Genomic DNA, 22,961 nt, shown 5'->3' on the forward strand with positions numbered 1-22,961 from the left:
GGGGCTAGAAGAACGCTCCTGGAGGAGTTTTACATGGCATTAGGCACCGTTAAGTGGTTCAACGCGGAAAAGGGCTTTGGATTCATCGCCCCTGAGGACGGAAGTCCTGACGTGTTCGCTCACTACTCAGCCATCGCAACCGGTGGTTACAAGTCGCTCGACGAGAACCAGAAAGTCGAGTTCGACATCACACAGGGACCGAAGGGTCCCCAGGCGGAGAACATTCGCCCCCTCTGATCTTGATAGTTCAGTAACGGAAACGCCCCGGTCCATACCGGGGCGTTTTCTTTTGCCCACGGGACTTTTGCCCACGGGGCTTTTGCCCACGGGGCTTTTACGCACGGGCGGTGCACTGCCGCTTAGCTGCGGATGCCACGTCGCAGGTAGTCGATTCGGGCCTGCAGTTGCGAGACCGTGGCCTGGGCCACGGCCGGCCCGCCGCAGACGCGACGCAGTTCGGCGTGGATGAGCCCGTGCGGTTCGTTCGACATCTTGGCGCGGATTCCTACCAGCTGGTTGAGCAGCGACCGCTGTTCTTTCAGGTTGCGAAACAACGCCTGCGGCTGCTCTTCTTTAGGTTTACCTGCCGAGCGGCGCGACTGCCTGGACTGCCGCTGCTTCAAAAGCTCGCGCAACTGGTCGGGCTCGAGGATGCCAGGAAGGCCGATGAAATCCAGTTCCTCGTCGCTGCCTGTTTCTGCCGCAAACCCGAACTCGTCACCGTTGTACAGCACCATGTCGAAGTTGGCGTCGGATTCGAGCGCCTCCCACACGAATTCGTCAGCAAGGTCGTCCGAGGTCGTCTCTTCGCGATTCTCCTGGTCGAGCAGGGTGTCATCCAGCAGTTCGTCACCGCTCGATTCACGGTCGAGGGCGTGATCACGTTCGAGCTCCATGAGACCGGCGAGTGTGATGAGCGATGGCACGCTCGGCAGGAAGATGGATGCCGTCTCCTGGGTTCGACGCGCACGCACGAAGCGACCCACGGCCTGCGCGAAGTACAGCGGAGTAGAGGCCGACGTCGCGTACACCCCGACCGCCAGCCGGGGCACGTCGACGCCTTCGGACACCATCCGCACGGCGACCATCCACCTGAGGGTTCCTTCGGAGAACATCTCGATGCGCGACGATGACTCCTTCTCGTCCGACAGCACGACGGTCGGGAGTTCACCCGTGATCTCGTGCAGGAGTTTGGCATAGGCGCGCGCCGTCTGCTGGTCGGTCGCAATGACCAGCCCACCGGCATCCGGGATGGTGTGGCGCACTTCGGTGAGCCGACGGTCGGCGGCGCGCAGCACAGACTGCATCCAGTCGCCACCGGGGTCGAGGGCTGTACGCCAGGCCTGGGCCGTGACATCCTTCGTGTCGCCCTCGCCGAGTCGTGCCTCCATCTCGTCGCCCATCTTCGTGCGCCAGCGCATCTTGCCGGCGTACGACATGAACATGACGGGACGCACCACACCGTCGGCGAGCGCGCGACCGTAACCGTACGAATAATCGGTGACAGAGGTGCGGATGCCCTTGTTGTCTGGCGCGTACGTCACGAACGGGATCGGCGCCGTATCGCTGCGAAACGGCGTACCGGTGAGCGACAGCCTGCGCGTCGCTCGCTCGAACGCCTCCCGAATCGCGTCCCCCCAACTGAGGGCATCACCGCCGTGGTGCACCTCATCGAGAATCACGAGGGTGCGGGCCGATTCGGTGATCTCTTTATGGAGGGATGCCCGGACCGCGACCTGCGCGTACGTGACAGCCATGCCGTGGAACCGCCGTCCTCCGTATGCGCCGCCATTGGAATACCCGGGGTCGAGCCTGAGGCCGACCCGGTGGGCGGCATCGGCCCATTGGCGTTTGAGGTGATCGGTGGGAGCGACCACTGTCACGCGGTCCACCACGCGCTGAGCGATGAGCTCCACGGCAAGCCTGAGCGCGAAGGTGGTTTTCCCGGCCCCGGGGGTTGCCGCGGCGAGGAAATCCCGGGGGTTGCGTTCGAAATAGAGGTCGAGTGCTTCGGCCTGCCACGCCCGCAGTGCTGTCGCCGTGCCCCGGGCAGCGCGGTCAGGAAACGACGGTGAGAGGTGTTCGGCAGCGAAGGTTCCTACCGTTGGCGTGAAGCCTCCGAGGTTTGTCGCTGCGTTACTCACTTAACGAAACTTTACGCGACGGCACCGACAGCCGCGTCCGCAATGGTTCGCCGAGCCGGGCGCCGAGCCGAGCCGAGCACCGAGCCTAATGTCAGTCGCGCTGCCCGAGGCGTGGCCGCTCGTGCGGCATGTGCCCGATGAGCCTGGCCTGCCTGACGGCGCCTTTGCCGAATCTCGCGCTCGCGGCATCCATCACATCTTCCGCCTCGCGCCAGGCGCCTGAGTCGTCCCAGAGCCCCTGGGGTGCGGTAGCAGCGTCCTGGAGCTGCTCGGCCCTGACTCCGACCAGACGGATAGCCGCGTCCTGACGGCCCAGAGCCTCGTAGACCTGGCGGACTTCTTCGTAGATGGTGCGGCCGAGGTCGGTGGGCTCGGTAATGGTTCGAGAACGGGTGATTGTGGTGAAGTCTGAGAAACGCAGCTTCAACACGACTGTGCGCGCCACGAAGCCCCCGGAGCGCAGTCGAACGGCGACCATATTCGACATCCTGAGCAACTCGCGGCGGATGATCTGCGGGTCTGTGACGTCGGTCTCGAAGGTCATTTCATGTCCGACGCTCTTCTCATCGGCACGAGCCTGCACCGTGCGAGGATCCCTCCCCCACGCAAGCTCGTGCAGTCGCTCAGCCCCGGCGTCGCCGATTACCCGGCGGAGGTCGGCGACCGATGCCGCAGCGAGATCGCCGATGGTGTTGTAGCCACGCCCGCGCAGTAACTCCTCAGTCTTGGCCCCGACTCCCCACAGCTTGGCTATGGAAAGTGGATGAAGTACTGCGACGCTGCGATCAGCGGGAACCACGAGCAGCCCGTCCGGTTTGCACAGGCCCGATGCCAGCTTCGCCACGAACTTCGTCGCGGCGGCACCGACCGAGCAGTTCAGCCCCGTCTCGCTGCGAACGCGCTGGCGGATGAGCTGGGCCACCTGCATAGGTGTGCCGAACACATTGCGAGCGCCGGCCACATCGAGAAACGCTTCATCGATCCCGAGTCGCTCCACCTTGGGAGTGATCTCGTCGAAAATGGCCATCACCTGTCGGGAGAAGTGCTGGTAACGCTCGAAGTGTGGCTCGAGCACGATTGCCTGGGGGCAGCGGCGCAGGGCAATTCCCATGGGAAGCGCCGAGTTGACCCCGAACCTCCTGGCCTCGTATGTGGCTGCGGTCACGATCGACCGGGCAGACTTGTGCCCGACAATCACTGGTCTGCCCACCAGCTCCGGATGGTCGAGCAACTCCACCGAGGCGAAAAACGCATCCATGTCGACGTGCAGGATGGTGGCAGTGCTGTCGTCGATGGGGCCGACGGTGACCTGGCGGTCGCTGCCATCCTGTTTCCCCATGGGACTATTCTCCCAGCACGCACCGACAGCGTGGGCATTGCGTGCTTAAACGCCGATGGGCAGCAGGCCAGGGCATGCCGCCCACGAGTCGAGGCCTAAGCCCGGCAGGACTTACTTCCTGCGGCTGCCGCGGGTGACGAGGCCGTAGATCAACAGCACGATGATCGAGCCACCGATTGCCAGCAACCATGTCTGGATAGAGAAGAAGTCCTGCAACGGTGCGTTAAACAGGGCGCTTCCGATGAATCCACCGAGCAGCGCGCCCACGACGCCGAGGATCAGGGTGATGATCCATCCGCCGCCCTGCGAGCCCGGCAGGATTGCCTTGGCAATTGCTCCAGCGAGAAGCCCTAATACGATCCAGCCGATGATTCCCATGATGACCTCCCAGTCGATCATTTGTGCTGCCCTGGATCTCAGGGCCGTCACCGATCTAACCATGGCCCCCCTTTGGGAGAATGCCCCTTGTGTGCGTCAGGGTTCGAATGGTAGAGATGCCACCCTGTGAGCGTGGCCCGCACCCGCCGGGAGCAGGTGCGTCGCCACTGGCGGTCAGTTGCCGGCGGTCGGATGCTGGGAGGATCGGTGATTCGCAGCGCGCGAGTCCCGGTGGTCAGCGCCGCTGAACGGATCGAGTGGTAGCAACGTCGGTTGGGGACGTGAATGCCTGATGATGTGGTGCCAAAACACGTTCGGCACCACATCATCAGGGGATGATGTGGTGCCGAAACGATCACGCCTTTAGCGGGTTGAGTTGCCGTCGGGTCAGGTTGCGCTGTAGCCGCCGCGTGCGGCTCCGGGGCAGTCGAATGGATCGACGCCACGCCCAACCTCGTTCAGGTAGGAGATGACCGTCCCGTATGCCGGAAGCAGGTGCACCTCGGTGTAAAGGATGCCCTTCGCCGCACAGTATTCGCGCACGATCTCGCCTGCGCGGCGCAGGTGCGGGCGGGCCATGCTCGGGAAGAGGTGATGTTCGATCTGGTAGTTCAGGCCGCCCATGAAGTGGTTCATAACGTGACCACCCTTGATGTTGCGGCTGGTCAGTACCTGGCGACGCAGGAAATCGACCTTCGAGCCCCGAGGCAGAACCGGCATTCCGATGTGGTTAGGGGCGAAGGACGCTCCCATGTAGAGGCCGAAGATGGCCAACTGCACGCCGAGGAAGGCGAAGGCCATGCCGACCGGCAGGAAGGTGAACAGCACGCCGATGTAGCCGACGTTGCGGATGGTCAGGAGCACGATTTCGAGCGCACGCTTGTCGACTTTGCCTTTGGAGAAGACGGTCTGGAACGCATGGCGATGGAGGTTGACTCCCTCGAGAAGCAGCACCGGGAAGAACACGTAACCCTGTCGCTTGGCGAGCCACTTCGACACACCGGTCAGCTCGTCGGCAGCCTCCTTGTGGAACACGATGAAATCGGTCTCGACGTCCGGGTCGCGACCGACCGTGTTCGAGTTCGCGTGATGACGTGAGTGCTTGCTCATCCACCACGAGTAGCTGATCCCCACGACGAGGTCGGCCATAATGCGGCCGGCGAAGTCATTGAACTTATTGGAGGTGAATACCTGGCGGTGCGAGAGTTCGTGCGTGATGAAGGCGTACTGGGTGAAAAGGATGCCCATGACGGCCGCGATGATCAACAGGTACCAGGTGCCGTTCAACAGCGCGAAGCCGAACCAGGCGCCGACCATGGCGATCGTGATTGCCGCGAACGTGAGGGCGTAGAAAGCCTTGCTTCGACGCAGCAGGCCAGCATCTCGAATGGTGTGGAGTAGCGCCGAGAATTCCGAAATCGGATTCCCGATGCCGCGAGGCCCGGTTTTGATGACGCGGGACGGATCGGCAGCAGTAGTCACGTGACCTCAGAAGTTAAGATGACTTCACAGCCACACATAGGGAGCAGATGCTCGAGATACGGCAAGCGTAGCGGTGAAGGCTGGGAACGACGTGCGACTCTCAGAAGAGTTCCAGCGGATGCGACAAACGCCATAACGCTCCCGGGTCATCGATGGTCGACGAGAGCTCCAGGGGCACCTCCAACGTGCGGTCGCCGACGGTGAATGTCAGCGATCCGACCCGGGTTCCGGCGTCCGCCAGCTGCACATCCTCCACGCTGGACGCGACAGTGATGGGGGTGGCCGACCACATCACGACACTCAGGGTGGATGCCGCAACCGCCGCTGACTCATCCCCCCACTCCGTGTCGTAAGTGGCGAATTGCTGGCCCTCTTCGACCAGAGTCACGGCCTGAAAGCCAGCATCGGCCTGCGTCAGCAACGACTGGATGGCGGCGTCTATGGTCTCGTGATCCGGGCCACCGAGAACGACGCCGACGAGGGTGACGGTGGTGTCGCCGACCGAATAGTCCTGGGAGAAGAGCAGGCAGGAGCCCGCCTCGTCGAGAGTGCCGGTCTTGATCCCGTCGACCCCCGTGATGCCGAGCAGCGAGTTGGTATTCTCGATGATTCCCAGTTCGGGGATGTCGATGCTCGACGTGGCTACGATCTCGGCGACGACCGGGTCGGCCAGGGCTATCCGTCCGAGCTCGACGAGATCGCCGGAGGTACTGACGTTGCTGGGCGAGACTCCCGTCGGCTCCACGATCGCCGTCGACGCGAGCCCTGCGCGCTCCAGCCAGCCTGTGGCCGCCTGGACGAAGGCTTGTTGAGATCCGAACGCCCAACTCGCGAGGGATTCTGCATAGTTATTGGCCGACGTGACGAGCATCACATTCATTGCGTTGCGTTGCGTCAGGACCTGCCCGGAATAGACCGGTGCGACGCTTCCATTCTGGGCGACCTGAGCATCGTAAAACTTCACGTCCGTATCGCCGAAGACGATATCGGGCCCCGATTCCCCCACCGCCAGCGGTTTTGCCTCCAGGATCACGAGAGCGGTGATTACCTTCGAGATGGATGCGATCGGCAGCGCATCCACGGATCCGCCGCTGGCCAGCACCCCCGGGTAGCCGACCGCACCGATCGCGGACGCCCCATACTCCGGGAAGGTCAGCGGAGGCTGGACGGCCGCGCGGGTCTCGAATACCGAAACCTGCGCGGCGACATCCTGCACCGGCGCCAGCAGGGTCAGCGGGAGGTAGAAGGCGGAGGCGAGAGCGACGAGCCCACCACCGAAGACCCAGAGCCGCCGCCGAAGGTAGACCTGGCGTCGAGTCAGCGGCATCCGCTCATGCTAAACGATCCTTTGCGCCGCATGGGCGAAGAAGATATTCGCAGGTTGCTCACGCCTCCGCGAGGATCCCGTCAGCGGACCCTGAGTGCGTACAGCGCCACGGCGCTCGCCGAAGCGACGTTCAACGAATCCACGCCGTGCAGCATCGGAATCGTGACGATCGTGTCGGCTGCCTCGAGCGCCGCGCGGCTGAGTCCGTCACCCTCGGTGCCCAGGACGATCGCGACCCGCTCCGGAGCATCTGAAGCGAAGTCGTCAAGCGACCGCGCATCGTCGGCCAGGGCGAGCGCAGCGATGTGGAATCCCGCAGCCCTCAGATCTTCGGCACCCTGTGGCCAGTCCGCGATCCGCGTCCAGGGCACCTGCAGCACCGTGCCCATGCTCACCCGCACACTTCGGCGGTAGAGAGGATCGGCGCACCGCGGGGTCACCAGCACGGCATCCGCACCGAGCCCAGCGACGGAGCGGAAAATGGCGCCGACGTTCGTGTGGTCGACGACATCTTCGAGCACGACCACCCGCCGGGCATCCTTCAACAGCTCAGATACCGATGGAAGGGCGGGCCGATGCATCGAGGCGAGGGCGCCGCGGTGCAGGTTGAAGCCCGTCAGGCCCTCGAGAAGTTCGGACTCCCCCACGAAGACCGGCACATCGTAGGCGTCGAGCAGTGGCTCGAGTTCGGTCAGCCACTGCTCGAGCACGAGGACACCACGAGGCTGATGACCCGCTGCAAGCGCCCGGGCTATCACCTTCGGCGATTCAGCGATGTACAGGCCGCCAGCGGGCTCGCTGCGACGCCGCAGCGCGACATCGGTGAGATTCGCGAAGTCGCCGAGCCTGTCGTCGGTGAGGTCATCGATACGAATGACGTGGATGAGTGCCCCCAGGGTTTGACCGATGCCACTGCCATCAGGTTTCTGGCGGCAATCGGAAACATATCGGAAAGCTGCGGCGTTTAGTCTTGGATCAGGAACTGCCCAGCCGAAGGAGATCGAATGGCGAACGCCGACCCGATCTTCGTCGAGGCTCCTGCGGGCGATTCATTGGACGCTGCGGTCGAGGCACTCACTGGTCACACCATTGCGGTTCTCACCGGTGCTGGCGTGAGCACGGACTCGGGGATTCCTGACTATCGGGGGGCGGGCGCTCCGGTGCGTGCCCCGATGACGTTCCAGAGTTTCATTGCGGATGTCGACTACCGCAAGCGGTACTGGGCGGGCAGTCACCTCGGGTGGAAGCGGTTCTCTGCAGCCAGGCCCAATGCGGGTCACGCCGCGCTGGCGGAACTGGAACTCGCCGGAATCATCGACGGGATCATCACCCAGAACGTCGATGGCCTGCACCTGAGGGCGGGCTCGCAGCGGGTCGTCGACCTGCACGGCACCATGGATCGGGTTCGGTGCCTCGACTGCGGCCAGTTCTTCGCCCGCCAGGGCGTGGCAGACCAGATCACCGCTGCCAACCCGTGGATCGACACGGACGAGGCCTTCGACCTCTCCCCCGATGGCGACGTCGAGGTGCACGATGTGGACTCTTTCATGCTTCCCGAGTGCTCCGTATGTGGCGGCGTGCTCAAGCCGGATGTCGTCTTCTTCGGTGAGTTCGTGCCGAAAGAGAAGTTTGCAGAAGCCTCTGCGCTGATGCAGTCCGCCGACGCCCTGCTCATCGCCGGCTCTTCGCTCATCGTCAATTCGGGAATCCGCCTCCTCGAACAGGCGCATCGCCGAAAGCTGCCGATCGTCATCGTCAATCGTGGTGTGACCAAGGGCGACAACAGGGCCACGGTAAAGGTGGATGCCGGCGCCTCCGAGACCCTCCAGGCCCTCCTGCTCAGGCTCAACCGGTGAGCTCACGGCTCTACCTCGTCCGCCACGGCGAGACCGAGTGGAACCGCCAGCAGCGCATCCAGGGCAGCACGGACATCCCGCTCAATGACACGGGTCGAGCCCAGTCGCTCGCCAGCGCTGCGCTGCTGGCGGGCGTTCAACCGCATACTGTGTTCGCGAGCCCGTTGCTGCGGGCGTTCGAGACGGGCGAGATCATCGCACGCACACTCGGTCTTCCCGTGCCTGTGCCCGTGCCGGAGCTCGTCGAGCGTCACTATGGCGAGGCCGAAGGGCTGAACTACCGCCAGATCGAGAAGCGCTTCCCTGACAGGTCGCTTGTACCGGGGCAGGAACAGAAAGAGCAGCTCTCCGCTCGGTCGATGCGGGCTCTCCACTCCATCGCGCGCTCGAGCGATGGCGAGGCGGTAGTGATCGTCGCTCATGGCGGTGTGATCCGGGCCATCCTGGCAGAGCTGCATCCTTCCGGCTCGCACGGCCGCATAGCCAATGGCTCTATCCACACCCTCGGTTTCGACTCCGACCTGCTGTCGCTCGTTGCCTTCGACCAGCTGGTGCCCCCGTTGACGACGCGCTAGCGCCCGGAAGCACGCTGACGCACTGCGTCGGTGAGCACTGCCAGCAGGGCTTTCGCGGCATCCGGCCAGTTGTAGCGTCTCGCCCATTCGATGGATGCCGCGGATCGACGGGCCCACTCAGCATCGTCCTCGAGCTCTCGCACCGCGGCGACGAATGATGCTGTGCTCGACAGGTCGAAGAATCCGGCCGGTGCGCCTCCGATCTCACGGAAAATCGGTGTGTCGCTGAGCAGCACGGGCGTGCCGAGCGCCTGGGCCTCCACGACGGGAAGCCCAAAGCCCTCATCGCGGGATGCGGAGACCAGTGCGGTCGCCCCCAGCACGGCGGATTCGTAGTCCTCGTCGCTGGCACCGTTGAAGAATTCGAGAGTTCGGGCTGGAGCAAGCGCCGTCAGCCGCGCCTTCTCTTCTTCCGAGATGCGGCTCATGAGCTGCAGCCGGTAGCCGGGAAGGTCGGCCAACGACCTGACGATCAGGTCGACATTCTTGTAGGGCATGAACGAACCCATGTAGACGAGATTCTTCGTGGCGGGAGTCGCTCGAGCCCGCCGATCGTCGTGTTGTTCGGTTCCGAGAAGCACGACGTGCATCTGGTTTCGGGTCAGCCGATGCTCGGCCATCAGGTTCCGCGTCGTCTCAGAGTCGACGAGATGAGCGTCAGCCCTGTTGAGCAGGTTCCGCTGGAAACCCCACCACAGGTGGTATCCGCGCCACAGCAGCCTGAGTGCGGGATTCAGGTCACGGGGCGGCGTGCGGTGCGTGTAGTAGATGAGGTCGTGGACCGTGGTCACGAGCGCGTAGTCCCGACCGCCGGGGCCCATGGTCTGCATGGGGGTGAACACCACATCCGGAGCATATTTGTTCACCTGGCGGGAGATCCAGGGCTCGCGCGCGGCGGTCGGATCCGAGCCCATCACCCACGGCAGCTCCGGCAGCATGTCGAGCTGGCGCTGGTCCGAGATGAGCATCGTGACCGGATGCAGCTTCGACAGTTCTTCGACGAGTCTCGAGCCATAGCGACTGATGCCATCGTGGCGACCGATCCTGGTGTAGCGGCAATCGAAGATGATCTTCATGCCAGTGAACCGTCCCCTATGAAGTCGACGATGAGAGCGGCGGCCTCGCGCGGCTTCTCGTAGTGCACGAGATGCCCAACGCCCTGCAGGATGTGCAGTTGTGCATTCGGAAAGAGTGTCGCGAGGGTGCTTTGGGCACCGACGCTCGTGATGGGGTCACGATCCGCGCCGATCAGCAACGTCGCAACGTCGATCTTCGCGGCGAACATGCTCACATCGTTGGAAATGGATGCCTCGAAACCCTCGACTACCGTGTCGCGGTCGGAATATCGGCTGAAGTAATCATGGTGCTGCGAATGGATCCACCGGCGCAGGTCCCGGTCTGGGGACTGGGCGAGGAACACACTCATGAACCGCACCACGAGCCAGTTGCTCAGGAGACTCTTGCCGAGCCTTTCCGGCAGCGCCCTGCCCGCGCGGTAGTAGGCAAGCGTGACGCGGCTCATGAATCCGTTCGGCCCTTCCAATGCCGGTGCCGCGATCGGATTCACGAGAATCAGTTTCGGCGTCGACAGTCCGCCAGCGACCGCAGCCGAGACCACGATCGAGCCGAAGGAATGCCCGAGGATGATGGCGGTTCCCGTGACTCCGACCCGAGCCACGAATTCCCGCAGCCACTGCGAGTATCCGGCGATGTCGTGCCGGTAGCCGATGAGCGGGGTAGATTCGCCGAATCCCGGGAGGTCGGGGCTGATGATGCGAATGCCGCGGAGCTGCGCGATCACCGGTTCCAGGCCGTGGTGCTCACCCCGGTAACCGTGCACGACGACAACGGTGGTCGCGGCATCCGGCGCTCCGTATTCCCAGTAGTGGGTGCTGCTTCCCAGCACATCCACAACGAGCTCGCGAGTCGGGATCTCGGCAAGCAGGGCCGCATAAGGGGATTCGACAGTCATCGACACGATTCTACGAGGATGCCTGATCCCAGTATCGGCACGCCCCGCCTCGGCGCAAGGTATGGACAAGCTTCGACGACTCAGCCTTAGACTCGATGGGTGACTTTTACCGCGCCCATTCAAACGCCCGGCCTCGCCCTCGACCCCCAGTGGTACCGCCGCGCGGTGTTCTACGAGGTGATGGTCAGGTCGTTTTACGACAGCAACGGCGACGGTTCCGGCGACATCGCTGGCCTCATCTCCAAGCTGGATTACCTCCAATGGCTGGGGGTCGATGCACTATGGATCCCGCCGTTCTTCAACTCTCCCCTGCGCGATGGCGGTTACGACGTCTCTGACTTCACCACCGTGCTGCCGGAATTCGGCACCCTCGACGAATTCAAGGAACTCGTCACCAAGGCGCATGAGCGCAACATGCGTGTCGTCATCGACTATCCGCTCAACCACACCTCTGACGCACACGACTGGTTCCAGCAGTCCAGGGAAGACCCCGAAGGCCCGTACGGCGATTACTACGTCTGGAGCGACACCGACGAGAAGTACCCAAACATCCGCATCATCTTCGTCGACACCGAGGATTCGAACTGGACGTTCGATCCCGTGCGTCGCCAGTTCTTCTTCCACAGGTTCTTCTCGCACCAGCCTGACCTGAACTTCGAGAACCCGGCCGTACGCCTGGCTGTGCTCGACACGATCAGGCACTGGATGGATCTCGGGGTCGACGGCGTGCGCCTCGACGCGATCCCGTACCTCTTCGAATCCGAGGAGGGAAATGGAGAGGGCGAGCCCAGGACGCACGAGTTCCTCAAAGAGATCCGCGCGATGGTCGACCGCGAATACCCGGGTCGCGTCCTGATCGCTGAGGCGAACCAGTGGCCCCAGGAGGTCGTCGCGTTCTTCGGCACCGAGGAGGAGCCAGAATGCCACATGGCTTTCGACTTCCCCGTCATGCCGCGCATCTTCTATTCGCTGCGTTCGCAGAATGCCGGCGAACTTGTGCGCGTGCTCGCCGAGACGACCGATATGCCTGCAGGTGCGGCGTGGGGTGTGTTCCTCAGAAACCACGATGAGCTCACTCTCGAAATGGTCAGCGAGGAATACCGCCAGGCGATGTATGGCTGGTACGCCTACGATCCGCGGATGCGATCGAACGTGGGAATCCGCCGCAGGCTCGCACCACTGCTCGACAACTCCCGCGCCGAGCTCGAGCTTGCGCATGCCCTCCTGTTCTCGCTACAGGGAAGCCCGTTTCTTTTCTACGGTGACGAGATCGGCATGGGTGACAACATCTGGCTACCGGACCGGGACTCGTCGAGGACACCGATGCAGTGGACCCCCGACCGCAACGCGGGATTCTCGCACGCGGATCCCGGAAAACTCTTCCTGCCCGTCGTGCAGTCGCTGGTCTACAACTACAACCTCGTCAACGTTGAGTCACAGCTGGCCCAGTCGCGCTCCCTCCTGCACTGGGTGCGCAACGTCATCCACGTGCGCAAGGCCCACCCGACCTTCGGGCTGGGCTCACTGCGGGTACTGAAGACCAATCACGAGTCCGTGCTCGCGTTCGTGCGGGAGTACGAAGGCGCCGGAACGCAGTTCGGCGACTCCCCCGAGTCGATCCTGTGTGTGTTCAGCTTCGCCCACAATCCCGTGTCCGTGACGATCGAGGTCGACGGTTACTCGGGCGCGACATCCTTCGACCTCTTCGGTGGGGGCGAATTCCCGTCGGTGAATGACGACGGCACCCTCACCCTCACCCTCGGCACGCAGAGCTTCTACTGGCTGCACCTTGGTGACGCGCACTTCGCGGGCGGACGGGTCTGAGCGCAGAACCGATCCGGGGTGAGCAGCGAGCCTGCGCGCCACCGTCGCCTGCCAGCCATAGCCTGAAGATATGAACAATTGGGGCCAGCTCGGCGTCTTCGATCTTGAAACCACCGGGGTCGACGTCGACACCGCGCGAATCGTGTCAGCCTGTGTAGCAATCCTCAACCCGGATGGCTCGGTCGCGGCTCGCTGGGACTGGCTGGCCGACCCCGGAATCGAGATTCCCGCCGGGGCCTCAGCCGTGCACGGCATCACCACGGAACGCGCCCAGGCAATGGGGCGCGATGCAAAGGGGGTGATCGGCGAAATCGCCCAGAGCCTGAAAGTGCTGTTCGCGCTCGGTGTCCCGCTCGTGGTGTACAACGCACCGTACGACCTGACCCTCCTCGACCGGGAGTGCCGCAGGTACGGCATCGACCCATTGACGACAGCGGCACCGGTCATCGATCCGCTCGTGCTCGACAAGGTGGTCGATAAATACCGCAAGGGCAAGCGCACGCTCGAGGTGACGGCAGCCCTCTACGGGGTGGAACTGGATGACGCCCACGATGCCGGAGCCGACGCCATCGCCGCAGGCCGGGTAGCGCTGGCCCTCGGGGCTGCGTATCCACAGCAGCTGGATGTGCCGCTGGCAGACCTGCACCAGGGCCAGATCGCCTGGTACGCCGAGCAGGCCGCCAGCTTCGCCGACTACATTCGTCGTGTCAAAGGTGACCAGGATTTCGTGGCAGACACCGAATGGCCGATTCGGGCGGCTGATCATCCCACGAGTATTCTGGATACCCAGCCGATACCCGCTCCGTCGCCACGACCCAGCTATCGCGTGCCACACCTCGACTTCGACACCGGTGTTCTTGTCTTCGATCGTCCGGCGCTCGAGGCGCCTCCCGTGCGAGCCACCGAGAGCGTCTCCGAAATCGAAGAAGTGACGTTCGATGATCTCGATCCGACAGCCACCGAATCGACCGGCGAGCCTGCCTATGAGCCACTGGTGCTTGTCGAACCCCTGCCCGGGGAGTCCGCTGAGTTCGACGACGCCGAAGCGCTCCAGGACTATTCGGAGGCCGCGGCCCAGCCAGAACTGTTGTGGAGGGATCTCGACCTCGATACGACCGAGCAGGATCCGGCTCCCGTCGAGCTGACCATCGAAGCCGAGCCTGAAGCGGCAAAACCAGCCCCCGCCGCTGACATCATCGCAGGCGACGGTCCTTCCGTCGAGCGGCCGACCCTCCGACCGACCGTCCTGCGGGTCGCCGCGGCGATCATCACGGATGCTGATGGGCGCACCTTACTGGTGCGCAAGCGTGGCAGTTCCACATTCATGCAGGCTGGCGGCAAGATCGAACGCGGAGAGAGTGCCGTCGATGCACTGTCGCGCGAGCTGCTCGAAGAGGTCGGGCTCGAACTCGACCTCGGCGCTACCGAGTACCTCGGCAGCTTCAGGGCGGACGCTGCGAATGAGCCCGATACGGTCATCCGAGCCGAAGTGTTTGCATTGACGACCACCGCAGACCTGGTCGCGTCAGACGAGATCGAAGAACTGCTGTGGATCGATACCGACGAGCCGGTCGGGGTGCAGCTCGCGCCGCTGACCCGCGACACGATCCTGCCGCTCTGGGTCACTCGTCGCGCATCCGGGGTCTAGGCTCACCCAGCTGGAATGGGCTGCCAGCACAGTTCACCGTTAACCACGAAAGGCGGCCCGTGGGCCGCCTTTCGCTGAAACCTGAAGAACTAGTCCTTCTTGGTACCGAAGCCCGCGTAGCGCGAGTTGAACTTTTCGACACGGCCCGCGGAGTCCATGATGCGCTGCTTACCCGTGTAGAACGGGTGCGACTCCGACGAGATCTCGACATCGATCACGGGGTACGTGACGCCGTCGAGGTCGATCGTCTTGCTGCTGGTCGCGGTCGAACGCGTGAGGAACGTGGCGCCCGACGCGAGGTCGCGGAACACGATCGCGTTGTACGTGGGGTGGATGTCGGTCTTCATGAACGTTCCTTCAGCTTGGTATCGTGCGCAAGAGGATCTTGCGCCGGAGGGTGCTTGACGATTGAGGGAGCGGCGGGCGCTCAAGCCTGCTCACATGGAGCCGACATACGAGACTACCAAAAATTCAGGCAGCCCGCGCGGTGAATCGGCGGTTCTCGTTGGTGACAACCAGGGGCAGCCCGAACGCATCGCTGAGACTCTCGGAGGTGATGACCTCGTCGATTACTCCAGCGGCCGTGATCTCCCCATGGGCGAGCAGCATTGCGTGGCTGAATCCCGGAGGAATCTCTTCGACGTGGTGAGTCACCATGACGATCGCGGGAGAACTGTCGGCTGAGGCGAAGCCCCCCAGAAGCCCCACCAGCTCTTCGCGTGCACCGAGGTCCAGGCTCGCGGCAGGCTCGTCAAGCAGCAGCAGTTCGGGGTCGGTCATCACTGATCGCGCGATCTGCACCCGCTTCTGCTCGCCGTCGCTGAGATCGCCGAATCGGCGATCTTCGAGGTGAGTGAGCTTCCATTCCCCAAGCACGCGCTGGGCGCGCTTGACATCCACCTCTTCATACGACTCGTTCCAACGGCCCGTCACCGAGTACGCCGCCGTGAGCACGACGTCGATGACGCGCTCGTCACGGGGAACCTTGCGGGCCAGCGCGCTCGAGGCAAATCCGATTCGTGGCCGAAGGTCGAACACGTCGGCCCTGCCCAGCCTGTCATCGAGGATCTGAACCCGACCTGAACTCGGGTGCATCTGCGCTGCGGCCAGCTGGAGGAGCGTGGTCTTCCCGGCACCGTTCGGGCCGAGAATCACCCAGCGGTCAGCGGCATCCACCGTCCAGTTCGCGGATTTGAGGATCGGATTGCCGTCGCGGACGACGGTCACATCGGTAAACTGCAGCACACTTGCCATGATCCCTCAGCCTACGGTGTGAGGAGCGGGACCTAGGTGAGACTCGCGTAGATCTCCCGCGTTCTGGCAGCGATGGTGACCCAGCTGAAGTCGGTCTCCGCACGAACGCGGCCTGCCGCACCCATCTTCCGCGCCTTCGCCGGATCGCTGACGACCTCGGTGAGCGCTGCCGCAAGATCGGCCACGAACTTCTCCGGGTCGGTCGGTGTTCCGGTCCCGTCATCGGCCTGGTCGATGGGGACGAGTCTCCCGGTGAGACCGTCGACGATGACCTCGGGAATTCCGCCCGTCGCCGTACCCACGACCGGCACACCGCACGCCATGGCCTCGAGGTTCACGATTCCGAGTGGCTCGTACACTGAGGGGCAGACGAAGGTCGTGGCCTGGCTCAGCACCGCAGAAAGGTCGTGCTGGCTCAGGAGCCTGTCGATCCACACGACGCCCGAACGCTGTGCCTGCAGCGCCTTCACGCCGGCCGCGACCTCGGCGAGGATTTCCGGTGTATCCGGGGCACCGGCGCAGAGCACGAGCTGCACTTCCGGTGGCAGCAACGCGGCGGCGCGCAGCAGGTACGGGAGGCCTTTTTGGCGAGTGATCCTGCCCACGAACACCACCGACGGGCGGTCGGGATCGATTCCCAGTTCGCGCACCAGGTCCGGGTCATCCACAGGCTTCCAGTGGGCAAGGTCGATGCCGTTGTGCACGGTGATGACCTTCTGCTCGTCGAGCCAGGGGTAGGAGCGCAGGATGTCACGGCGCATGCCGTCACTGACCGCGATGATGGCCGCCGCCCCTGTGAATGCGGTGCTCTCGATCCAACTCGACACCCGGTATCCACCACCGAGTTGCTCGGCCTTCCAGGGTCGGAGCGGCTCGAGACTGTGCGCGGTCACGACATGTGGAATGCCGTGAAGCATCGAGGCGAGGTGACCGGCTGCGTTGGCGTACCAGGTGTGGGAGTGCACAAGGTCGGCGCCAGCCACATCCTGTGCGATCTGCAGGTCTACTCCGAGGGTCGCCAGTGCCGGGTTGGCCGACGCCAGTCCTGACGGAACCGGGTACGAGTACACGCCGCTCTCGTCCCGAGGGGCACCGAAACATCGCACGACGATATCGAGGTCGCCGCGAAGCGCCCTGACAAGTTCGGCGACGTGTACGCCGGCTCCGCCGTACACCTCCGGCGGGTATTCACGGCTGATCAGGTCTACGCGCATACCAAAACGCTACTGCACCCGGCGGGTCGGCAAACAAGCGGTTACGCAACATCGCCGACCTCTAATACTGTTGCCCTATGTCATCAAAGAAGATCTTCGGCATCGTCCTCGCCGGCGGTGAAGGCAAGCGGCTCATGCCCCTCACGGCTGACCGGGCTAAGCCCGCAGTTCCCTTCGCCGGGGGCTACCGATTGATTGACTTCGCCCTGAGTAATCTCATCAACTCGGGACTGCGCCAGATCGTGGTGCTTACGCAGTACAAATCGCACAGCCTCGACCGTCACGTCTCCCAGACGTGGCGACTGAGCGGATTGCTGAACGCGTACGTCGCCTCCGTGCCCGCCCAGCAGCGACTAGGCAAGCGCTGGTTCAGCGGTTCGGCCGATGCCATCCTGCAGAGCCTCAACCTGCTTCGCGATGAAAAGCCCGACATCGTCATCGTCGTCGGTGCTGACCACGTGTACCGCATGGATTTCAGCCAGATGGTCGAGGCCCACATCGCATCCGGATTCGGTGTCACGGTGGCGGCGATTCGCCAGCCCATCTCCCTCGCCGACCAATTCGGCGTGATCGAAGTCGACGTCGACAACCCGTCGAAGATCGCGGCATTCCACGAGAAGCCGCAGAAGCCGATCGGGCTTGCCGACTCTCCCGATGAGGTGCTCGCCTCCATGGGAAACTACATCTTCAACGCCGACGTCCTGATGGATGCGGTGCAGCGCGATGGGGAACGTTCTGACTCCAATCACGACATGGGTGGCGACATCGTTCCGGATTTCGTGTCGCTCGGACTCGCGGGTGTCTACGACCTGAACCGCAATGTCGTCCCGGGTTCCACCGAGCGCGACCGCTTTTACTGGCGGGATGTCGGCACGATCGAGTCGTTCTTCGACGCTCATCAGGATCTGATTGCGGCGTTGCCCATCTTCAACCTGTACAACACGGAATGGCCGATCTTCAGCCAGCAACTCAATTCTCCCCCGGCCAAATTCGTCAGGGATGCACTGGGCAACCAGGGAACGACAATCGATTCGATTGTTTCGCTCGGCTGCGTGATCTCTGGATCCCACATCGAACGGAGCATGATCGGCCCGTGGGTGGTTGTCGAATCCGGCGCCAGCGTCGTCGACTCCGTCATCTTCGAGAAGGTCAGGATCGCGCCGAACTCGACGATCCGACGCGCTATTCTCGACAAAGAGGTCGTCATCAGCGAGGGTGCCTCGGTCGGTGTCGACCACGACGCGGACCGTGCGCGCGGCTTCACGGTCACGGAGACGGGAATCACCGTCGTCGGCAAGGGCGTCATCGTCACCTGATCGCGCATCTCTAGGAAGGCCCCACCCCCATGCCCCGCTTCCTCGTCGTGCTCGATGTCGACTCCACCCTCATCGAAAACGAGGTGATCGAACTTCTCGCGGGCCATGCCGGCTCCCTCTCCGAGGTCGAGTCGATCACCCACCAGGCCATGAACGGTGAGCTCGACTTCGAAGAGAGTCTTCGGGCACGTGTGGCCACCCTGAGGGGGCTTCCAGAATCGGTTTTCGAGACAGTCGCCGCTCAGGTCACGGTGACGAGGGGCGTGCCCGAGATGATTGCTGGCATCCACGCGGCCTCCGGTCGGGTCGGTGTGGTGTCTGGCGGATTCCACGAGATCGTCGATCCCATAGCCAGCGAACTCGGGCTCGACTACTGCCGGGCGAACCGCCTGGAGGTCTCCGACGGCATCCTCACCGGAGGCCTGACCGGAAGAATCGTGGATGCCGCGGCGAAAGCTGCAACATTGCGAGAGTGGGCAGTCGACTGCGGTGTGCCGCTGTCCCGCACTGTCGCTGTCGGAGACGGCGCCAACGATCTCGAGATGATGGCTATCGCGGGCCTCGCGGTGGGCTTCGACGCCAAAGCCCCGGTGCGAGACCTGGCCAGCGTACTGCTCGACATCAGGGACCTGTCACAGGTGCTGCCGCTTCTCGGGCTTCGCGGCTGATTCCACCGGGTCAGTGACCCATCCCGAGACCGCCATCCACTGGGATGACCGCTCCTGAGATATATCCGGCACTGTCGCCAGCAAGCCAGGTGATGACCCGAGCGACCTCGAGCGGGCTGGCGAACCGGTTCGCGGGAATCTGCTTGAGGTATGCCTTCTGCTGCTCGTCGGGGAGAGCGGCGGTCATGTCCGTTTCGACGAAACCGGGAGCGACGACGTTCGCAGTGATGCCACGACTGCCCAATTCACGCGTCACTGATCTTGCCAGGCCCACGAGCCCGCTCTTCGAGGCGGCGTAATTCACCTGCCCGGCGGATCCGAGGAGGCCCACGACACTGGACACGAGGATGATCCGCCCGAACCGCGCCTTCATCATCGACTTCGACGCGCGCTTGACCACCCGGAACGCTCCGCTGAGGTTGGTGTCGATCACTTCGGTGAAATCGTCGTCGGACATGCGCATCAGCAGGGTGTCCCTCGTCACGCCCGCGTTAGCCACGAGAATCTCGACAGCACCGAGCTGTGCCTCGATCACCGCGAACGCGGCGTCGAGACTGACCCCGTCCGTGACATCGGCGATGACGGTGAGCGACCCTTCCGGCCCACGTCCCGAGCGCGCTGTCACGGCGACCCGATGACCCTCGGCGATGAATTCCTGGGCTATGGCCCACCCGATTCCCCGGTTTCCTCCCGTCACGAGCACGGTCCTAGGTGTGAAATCTGCTGTGAGTATTGCGGTGGTCATGCGCTCCAGCATATAGTCGCGCGATTGCGTCGTAGGCTTGGTATCTGGCGCCATCCGGGCGCTCAGGTGTCCGCGTCTGGGTCTTCGCGGCAGAGCACAGCAGAGCGGGCAATGTGAACCAGAAGCAGTCGATCACGTCGCTTCCCGAATCGCCGAAAGACGATCAGAGGCGCCGTATGGTGCGGTATGGCATAGCGATGGGGGTGCGCGTCGCCTGTGTGATAGCGTGCTTCTTCGCGCAGGGGTGGTGGCTTCTTGCGTTCGTCATCGGGGCCGTCCTGTTGCCGTACATCGCCGTGGTCATCGCGAACGTCGGCTACAAAGAAGGTGGCGTCGTGGAGCGACCGGCATCGATGCTCCCTGTCCCCTACCGTTCCGCCGGTGCTCGGGACGAATGACCGGAAGTGAACGATGATCGGCGTGGATGCTCCTCTCGTCGACACGTGCTCCCGCGCGGGATGCACGAATCCCGCTACGGCGAAAGTGAACTGGCGCAATCCGCGAATCCACAATGTCGATCGCGTGAAGGTGTGGCTGGCGTGTGACGACCACACCGAATTCCTTCACGACTATCTTCAATCACGAGGCTTCCCCGTGCTGACCACGAGCCTCGACCAGGCCGTGGATTCGGTCCCGTCATGAAGGGCTGGGGATTCGCCTTCTCCCGACGCTGGCTGGGCTACCTTGCGCTCGTCATCATCTTCGCGATCGGATGCGCCGGCCTCTCCTACTGGCAGATCGCGCGGCGCGACGAGGCGCGCGCCGAGATCGAGCGTGTCGACACGAACTGGGCCGCGGCGCCCAGGAACGTCGACGAGGTGCTCACGACTCTCGACTCTTTCGACCCCGCCGACAAGTGGACTCCGGTCATCCTCACCGGCAGGTACCTCAGCGATGACGAGCTGCTCGCTCGGGGGCGGCCGCTCGACGGTAATGCGGGATTCGAACAGCTTGTGCCCTTCCAGCTCGCGGACGGGTCTGTCTTCATCGTCGACCGCGGCTGGATCAGGGCTGGCAACGAACAGGACACCCCTGATGTCATCCCCCGGGTTCCCACCGGGGAGGTGACCGTGGTCGCGAGGCTCAAGGGCGGTGAGCCCAACATCCCCGGTCGATCGGCTCCTGACGGGCAGGTCGCCACGATCAATCTGGACACCATCGCCGGCATCATCGATCGACCGATCTACTCGAGAGCCTACGGACTGCTGGCGAGCGAGGATCCCGCCTCCTCAGCTATCCCGGTCGCAGTCACCAAACCGGTCGCAGACGAGGGCCCACACCTCTCGTACGCCTTCCAGTGGATCGTGTTCGGCATCATGGCCTTCATCGCGCTGGGCTGGGCCGTCAGGCAGGAGTATCGCGCGAAGAACGCCGATGATCCGCAGGAACGGCAGCGGGCCGAGGCGAGACGCCGCAAGGCCGAGGCTAAAGGCCCGACCGATGCCGAGGCCGAGGATGCGATCCTCGATCACGCCGGCCGCTAGGCCGATCCGGGACCATAGGGCCTACGCGAGCGAGATCAGCTCGGCGTAGTCCTTGTTCCAATGATCCTCGATGCCGTCGGGCAGGATCAGCACGCGCTCGGGATTCAGCGCCTCCACTGCGCCCTCGTCGTGGCTCACGAGCACGACGGCGCCGCTGTAGCTCGCGAGGGCGCCCAGGATCTCCTCGCGGCTCGCTGGGTCGAGGTTGTTGGTGGGCTCGTCGAGCAGCAGCACGTTGGCGCCGCTCACCACGATCATGGCCAGGGCCAGTCGAGTCTTCTCGCCACCGGAGAGTACCCCCGCAAGTTTGTGACCGTCGTCGCCCGTGAAGAGGAAGGAACCGAGAACCCGTCGCGCTTCCATCTCAGTGATACTGAGGGAGGACGAGACCATGTTCTGGAGCACCGTGCGCTTGACGTCGATCGTCTCGTGCTCTTGCGCGTAATATCCGACTCGTAATCCGTGCCCCGGTTCAATCTGACCGGTGTCCGGCTTGTCGACTCCAGCGAGCATCCTCAGTAGCGTCGTCTTTCCTGCACCATTGAATCCAAGGATGACCACTTTCGAGCCGCGGTCGATCGCGAGATCCACGGCAGTGAAGATCTCGAGCGAGCCGTAGCTCTTACTGAGATTGGATGCCATGAGTGGGGTGCGGCCGCAGGGTGCCGGGTCCGGGAATCGCAGCTTGGCGACCCTGTCGACAGTTCTGACCTCGTCGAGACCGGCGAGCAACTTCTCTGCGCGGGCCACCATCTGGTGCGCGGCAGCCGCCTTCGATGCCTTGGCGCCGAATTTCGCCGCCTGCGTGGTGAGCACCCCTGCCTTCTTCTCTGCGTTGACGCGTTCCTTCTTGCGACGCTCCTCATCGGCCGCGCGCTGCTTGTGGTAGTTCTTCCAGCCCATGTTGTACTGGTCGATCGTTTGGCGGTTCGCGTCCAGGTAGAAGACCTTGTTGACGGTCTCCTCGACGAGGTTCACATCGTGGGTGATCACGATCAGGCCGCCCTGGAAACCCTTGAGGAACTCGCGCAGCCAGACGACGGAATCAGCATCGAGGTGGTTGGTGGGCTCATCCAGCAGCATCGTGTCTGCGCCGGAGAACAGGATCCTCGCGAGTTCGATGCGGCGGCGCTGGCCACCGGAGAGGGTCGAGAGCTTCTGGTCGAGGATGTGGTCAGGCAGGCTCAGGTTGCTCGCGATCGAGGCGGCTTCGGCCTCGGCGGCGTAGCCACCGAGTGCGGTGAACCGCTCTTCGAGACTGCCGTACTTCTTCATCGCCGCTGAACTGACTGCACCGTCTGAGCTCGCCATGTCCTGCATGGACTGGGTCATGCCCAGCACTATCGATCCGAGGCCGCGGGCGTCGAGAATCCGGGTACGCGCGAGATCTTCAGGGTTGCCCGAGCGTGGGTCCTGGGGCAGGTAGCCGATCTCGCCGGTGCGATCGATGCGACCGGCTGCTGGCTGCATCTCCCCCGCCAGGGTTTTCGTCAGTGTCGTCTTACCAGCGCCGTTGCGCCCGACCAGTCCGATCTTGTCTCCTCGGTCAACCCGGAACGAAACCTCGTCCATCAGGAGGCGTGCGCCTACGCGCAGCTCGAGATCGTGCACAGAGAGCACAGCGATGATCCTTAAACTAACAAAGAGTGGCCAGTTCTTTTGGAGGGGAAGGGTGCGACCCAACAGCGCACCAGCCAGTTAGTCTACTTCGTGGAACGGTGCGCTCGGCCCCGAT

At 63.6% G+C, this 22,961-nt stretch carries 23 protein-coding genes; 10 read left to right on the forward strand and 13 right to left on the reverse strand.

The features are described from left to right. The first annotated feature begins 33 nt into the window (after positions 1-33). Positions 34-237 (forward strand): cold-shock protein, encoded by a 204-nt coding sequence (locus tag IEW81_RS00315; protein ID WP_097061923.1) that lies wholly within the window; start codon positions 34-36, stop codon positions 235-237. Between the two features lie 122 nt (positions 238-359). On the opposite strand, the gene IEW81_RS00320 is transcribed toward IEW81_RS00315, so the two are convergent. The 6 genes from IEW81_RS00320 to IEW81_RS00345 all read right to left on the reverse strand — a co-directional run bounded on the left by IEW81_RS00320 (position 360) and on the right by IEW81_RS00345 (position 7,554). After that, a complete protein-coding gene (locus IEW81_RS00320) occupies positions 360-2,144 on the reverse strand; it encodes a DEAD/DEAH box helicase (RefSeq protein WP_097061922.1) in 1,785 nt (594 codons plus the stop codon). Between the two features lie 91 nt (positions 2,145-2,235). Continuing rightward, positions 2,236-3,483, reverse strand: a complete 1,248-nt coding sequence (gene dinB, locus IEW81_RS00325; RefSeq protein WP_097061921.1) for a DNA polymerase IV — start codon at positions 3,481-3,483, stop codon at positions 2,236-2,238. A 111-nt stretch (positions 3,484-3,594) separates the two neighbouring features. After that, entirely contained in the window at positions 3,595-3,861 is a 267-nt protein-coding gene (locus IEW81_RS00330) for a GlsB/YeaQ/YmgE family stress response membrane protein (protein ID WP_097061995.1), read from the reverse strand. A gap of 387 nt (positions 3,862-4,248) precedes the next feature. Continuing rightward, positions 4,249-5,343 (reverse strand): fatty acid desaturase family protein, encoded by a 1,095-nt coding sequence (locus IEW81_RS00335; protein ID WP_097061920.1) that lies wholly within the window; start codon positions 5,341-5,343, stop codon positions 4,249-4,251. A gap of 100 nt (positions 5,344-5,443) precedes the next feature. Further along, positions 5,444-6,670 carry a D-alanyl-D-alanine carboxypeptidase family protein gene (locus tag IEW81_RS00340; protein WP_097061919.1) on the reverse strand — a complete coding sequence of 409 codons (1,227 nt, stop codon included), beginning with the start codon at positions 6,668-6,670 and terminating at the stop codon, positions 5,444-5,446. A gap of 80 nt (positions 6,671-6,750) precedes the next feature. Further along, entirely contained in the window at positions 6,751-7,554 is an 804-nt protein-coding gene (locus IEW81_RS00345) for a TrmH family RNA methyltransferase (RefSeq protein WP_097061918.1), read from the reverse strand. Between the two features lie 120 nt (positions 7,555-7,674). On the opposite strand from IEW81_RS00345, the gene IEW81_RS00350 reads away from it, so the two are divergent. Both IEW81_RS00350 and IEW81_RS00355 read left to right on the forward strand, forming a co-directional pair. Continuing rightward, positions 7,675-8,526 carry an NAD-dependent protein deacetylase gene (locus tag IEW81_RS00350; RefSeq protein ID WP_097061917.1) on the forward strand — a complete coding sequence of 284 codons (852 nt, stop codon included), beginning with the start codon at positions 7,675-7,677 and terminating at the stop codon, positions 8,524-8,526. Continuing rightward, positions 8,523-9,101 carry a histidine phosphatase family protein gene (locus tag IEW81_RS00355; protein WP_097061916.1) on the forward strand — a complete coding sequence of 193 codons (579 nt, stop codon included), beginning with the start codon at positions 8,523-8,525 and terminating at the stop codon, positions 9,099-9,101. The genes IEW81_RS00350 and IEW81_RS00355 overlap by 4 nt, the downstream gene beginning before the upstream one ends. Here the strand turns inward: IEW81_RS00355 and IEW81_RS00360 are convergent. Both IEW81_RS00360 and IEW81_RS00365 read right to left on the reverse strand, forming a co-directional pair. Next, positions 9,098-10,177 (reverse strand): glycosyltransferase family 4 protein, encoded by a 1,080-nt coding sequence (locus tag IEW81_RS00360; RefSeq protein ID WP_097061915.1) that lies wholly within the window; start codon positions 10,175-10,177, stop codon positions 9,098-9,100. The two genes, IEW81_RS00355 and IEW81_RS00360, sit on opposite strands and share 4 nt — an antisense overlap. Continuing rightward, positions 10,174-11,073 carry an alpha/beta fold hydrolase gene (locus IEW81_RS00365; protein WP_097061914.1) on the reverse strand — a complete coding sequence of 300 codons (900 nt, stop codon included), beginning with the start codon at positions 11,071-11,073 and terminating at the stop codon, positions 10,174-10,176. The genes IEW81_RS00360 and IEW81_RS00365 overlap by 4 nt, the downstream gene beginning before the upstream one ends. A gap of 99 nt (positions 11,074-11,172) precedes the next feature. Between IEW81_RS00365 and treS the strand changes: the two genes are divergently transcribed. Together treS and IEW81_RS00375 are read left to right on the forward strand one after the other, a co-directional pair. Then, positions 11,173-12,897: a maltose alpha-D-glucosyltransferase gene (gene treS, locus IEW81_RS00370; protein WP_097061913.1), complete on the forward strand. Its 1,725-nt coding sequence runs from the start codon at positions 11,173-11,175 to the stop codon at positions 12,895-12,897. A gap of 70 nt (positions 12,898-12,967) precedes the next feature. Further along, positions 12,968-14,545: an NUDIX domain-containing protein gene (locus tag IEW81_RS00375; protein ID WP_097061912.1), complete on the forward strand. Its 1,578-nt coding sequence runs from the start codon at positions 12,968-12,970 to the stop codon at positions 14,543-14,545. 89 nt (positions 14,546-14,634) lie between these two features. Here IEW81_RS00375 and IEW81_RS00380 read toward each other — a convergent pair whose 3' ends face one another. From IEW81_RS00380 to glgA, 3 genes are all read right to left on the reverse strand, one after another. Beyond that, complete coding sequence (locus tag IEW81_RS00380; protein WP_097061911.1) at positions 14,635-14,892, reverse strand: type B 50S ribosomal protein L31; 258 nt, start codon at positions 14,890-14,892, stop codon at positions 14,635-14,637. Between the two features lie 124 nt (positions 14,893-15,016). After that, entirely contained in the window at positions 15,017-15,799 is a 783-nt protein-coding gene (locus IEW81_RS00385; protein WP_097061910.1) for an ABC transporter ATP-binding protein, read from the reverse strand. A 32-nt stretch (positions 15,800-15,831) separates the two neighbouring features. Then, the gene (glgA, locus tag IEW81_RS00390) at positions 15,832-17,013 is read right to left on the reverse strand and encodes a glycogen synthase (protein ID WP_097061909.1); all 1,182 of its coding nucleotides are present in this window, start codon (positions 17,011-17,013) and stop codon (positions 15,832-15,834) included. Positions 17,014-17,090: 77 nt separating this feature from the next. On the opposite strand from glgA, the gene IEW81_RS00395 reads away from it, so the two are divergent. Both IEW81_RS00395 and serB read left to right on the forward strand, forming a co-directional pair. After that, complete coding sequence (locus IEW81_RS00395; protein ID WP_097061908.1) at positions 17,091-18,329, forward strand: glucose-1-phosphate adenylyltransferase; 1,239 nt, start codon at positions 17,091-17,093, stop codon at positions 18,327-18,329. Positions 18,330-18,358: 29 nt separating this feature from the next. Continuing rightward, the gene (gene serB, locus IEW81_RS00400; RefSeq protein ID WP_097061907.1) at positions 18,359-18,997 is read left to right on the forward strand and encodes a phosphoserine phosphatase SerB; all 639 of its coding nucleotides are present in this window, start codon (positions 18,359-18,361) and stop codon (positions 18,995-18,997) included. A 10-nt stretch (positions 18,998-19,007) separates the two neighbouring features. Here serB and fabG read toward each other — a convergent pair whose 3' ends face one another. Next, entirely contained in the window at positions 19,008-19,742 is a 735-nt protein-coding gene (gene fabG, locus IEW81_RS00405; RefSeq protein ID WP_097061906.1) for a 3-oxoacyl-ACP reductase FabG, read from the reverse strand. A 113-nt stretch (positions 19,743-19,855) separates the two neighbouring features. Here fabG and IEW81_RS00410 point away from each other — a divergent pair, with 113 nt between their 5' ends. The 3 genes from IEW81_RS00410 to IEW81_RS00420 are packed head-to-tail and all read left to right on the forward strand — an operon-like array spanning position 19,856 to position 21,226. After that, entirely contained in the window at positions 19,856-20,140 is a 285-nt protein-coding gene (locus tag IEW81_RS00410; protein WP_097061905.1) for a DUF3099 domain-containing protein, read from the forward strand. Positions 20,141-20,153: 13 nt separating this feature from the next. Next, positions 20,154-20,384 carry a hypothetical protein gene (locus tag IEW81_RS00415; protein ID WP_097061904.1) on the forward strand — a complete coding sequence of 77 codons (231 nt, stop codon included), beginning with the start codon at positions 20,154-20,156 and terminating at the stop codon, positions 20,382-20,384. Beyond that, complete coding sequence (locus IEW81_RS00420; protein ID WP_097061903.1) at positions 20,381-21,226, forward strand: SURF1 family cytochrome oxidase biogenesis protein; 846 nt, start codon at positions 20,381-20,383, stop codon at positions 21,224-21,226. Before IEW81_RS00415 ends, IEW81_RS00420 begins: the two co-directional genes overlap by 4 nt. A 21-nt stretch (positions 21,227-21,247) precedes the next feature. Here IEW81_RS00420 and IEW81_RS00425 read toward each other — a convergent pair whose 3' ends face one another. After that, positions 21,248-22,846: an ABC-F family ATP-binding cassette domain-containing protein gene (locus IEW81_RS00425; RefSeq protein WP_097061902.1), complete on the reverse strand. Its 1,599-nt coding sequence runs from the start codon at positions 22,844-22,846 to the stop codon at positions 21,248-21,250. Positions 22,847-22,961 lie beyond the last annotated feature (115 nt).

The sequence above is a fragment of the Salinibacterium xinjiangense genome, assembly GCF_014645015.1.
GTDB lineage: Bacteria > Actinomycetota > Actinomycetes > Actinomycetales > Microbacteriaceae > Rhodoglobus > Rhodoglobus xinjiangensis.

What these genes read in the sequence shown, in the direction of transcription:
- serB (WP_097061907.1), top strand. Translation starts at nt 18,359, where the DNA reads ATGCCCCGCTTCCTCGTCGTGCTCGATGTCGACTCCACCCTCATCGAA.
- IEW81_RS00315 (WP_097061923.1), top strand. Translation starts at nt 34, where the DNA reads ATGGCATTAGGCACCGTTAAGTGGTTCAACGCGGAAAAGGGCTTTGGA.
- IEW81_RS00340 (WP_097061919.1), bottom strand. Translation starts at nt 6,670, where the DNA reads ATGCCGCTGACTCGACGCCAGGTCTACCTTCGGCGGCGGCTCTGGGTC.
- IEW81_RS00330 (WP_097061995.1), bottom strand. Translation starts at nt 3,861, where the DNA reads ATGGGAATCATCGGCTGGATCGTATTAGGGCTTCTCGCTGGAGCAATT.
- IEW81_RS00380 (WP_097061911.1), bottom strand. Translation starts at nt 14,892, where the DNA reads ATGAAGACCGACATCCACCCCACGTACAACGCGATCGTGTTCCGCGAC.
- dinB (WP_097061921.1), bottom strand. Translation starts at nt 3,483, where the DNA reads ATGGGGAAACAGGATGGCAGCGACCGCCAGGTCACCGTCGGCCCCATC.
- IEW81_RS00365 (WP_097061914.1), bottom strand. Translation starts at nt 11,073, where the DNA reads ATGACTGTCGAATCCCCTTATGCGGCCCTGCTTGCCGAGATCCCGACT.
- IEW81_RS00415 (WP_097061904.1), top strand. Translation starts at nt 20,154, where the DNA reads ATGATCGGCGTGGATGCTCCTCTCGTCGACACGTGCTCCCGCGCGGGA.
- IEW81_RS00360 (WP_097061915.1), bottom strand. Translation starts at nt 10,177, where the DNA reads ATGAAGATCATCTTCGATTGCCGCTACACCAGGATCGGTCGCCACGAT.
- IEW81_RS00420 (WP_097061903.1), top strand. Translation starts at nt 20,381, where the DNA reads ATGAAGGGCTGGGGATTCGCCTTCTCCCGACGCTGGCTGGGCTACCTT.
- glgA (WP_097061909.1), bottom strand. Translation starts at nt 17,013, where the DNA reads ATGCGCGTAGACCTGATCAGCCGTGAATACCCGCCGGAGGTGTACGGC.
- IEW81_RS00350 (WP_097061917.1), top strand. Translation starts at nt 7,675, where the DNA reads ATGGCGAACGCCGACCCGATCTTCGTCGAGGCTCCTGCGGGCGATTCA.
- IEW81_RS00385 (WP_097061910.1), bottom strand. Translation starts at nt 15,799, where the DNA reads ATGGCAAGTGTGCTGCAGTTTACCGATGTGACCGTCGTCCGCGACGGC.
- IEW81_RS00395 (WP_097061908.1), top strand. Translation starts at nt 17,091, where the DNA reads ATGTCATCAAAGAAGATCTTCGGCATCGTCCTCGCCGGCGGTGAAGGC.
- IEW81_RS00375 (WP_097061912.1), top strand. Translation starts at nt 12,968, where the DNA reads ATGAACAATTGGGGCCAGCTCGGCGTCTTCGATCTTGAAACCACCGGG.
- fabG (WP_097061906.1), bottom strand. Translation starts at nt 19,742, where the DNA reads ATGACCACCGCAATACTCACAGCAGATTTCACACCTAGGACCGTGCTC.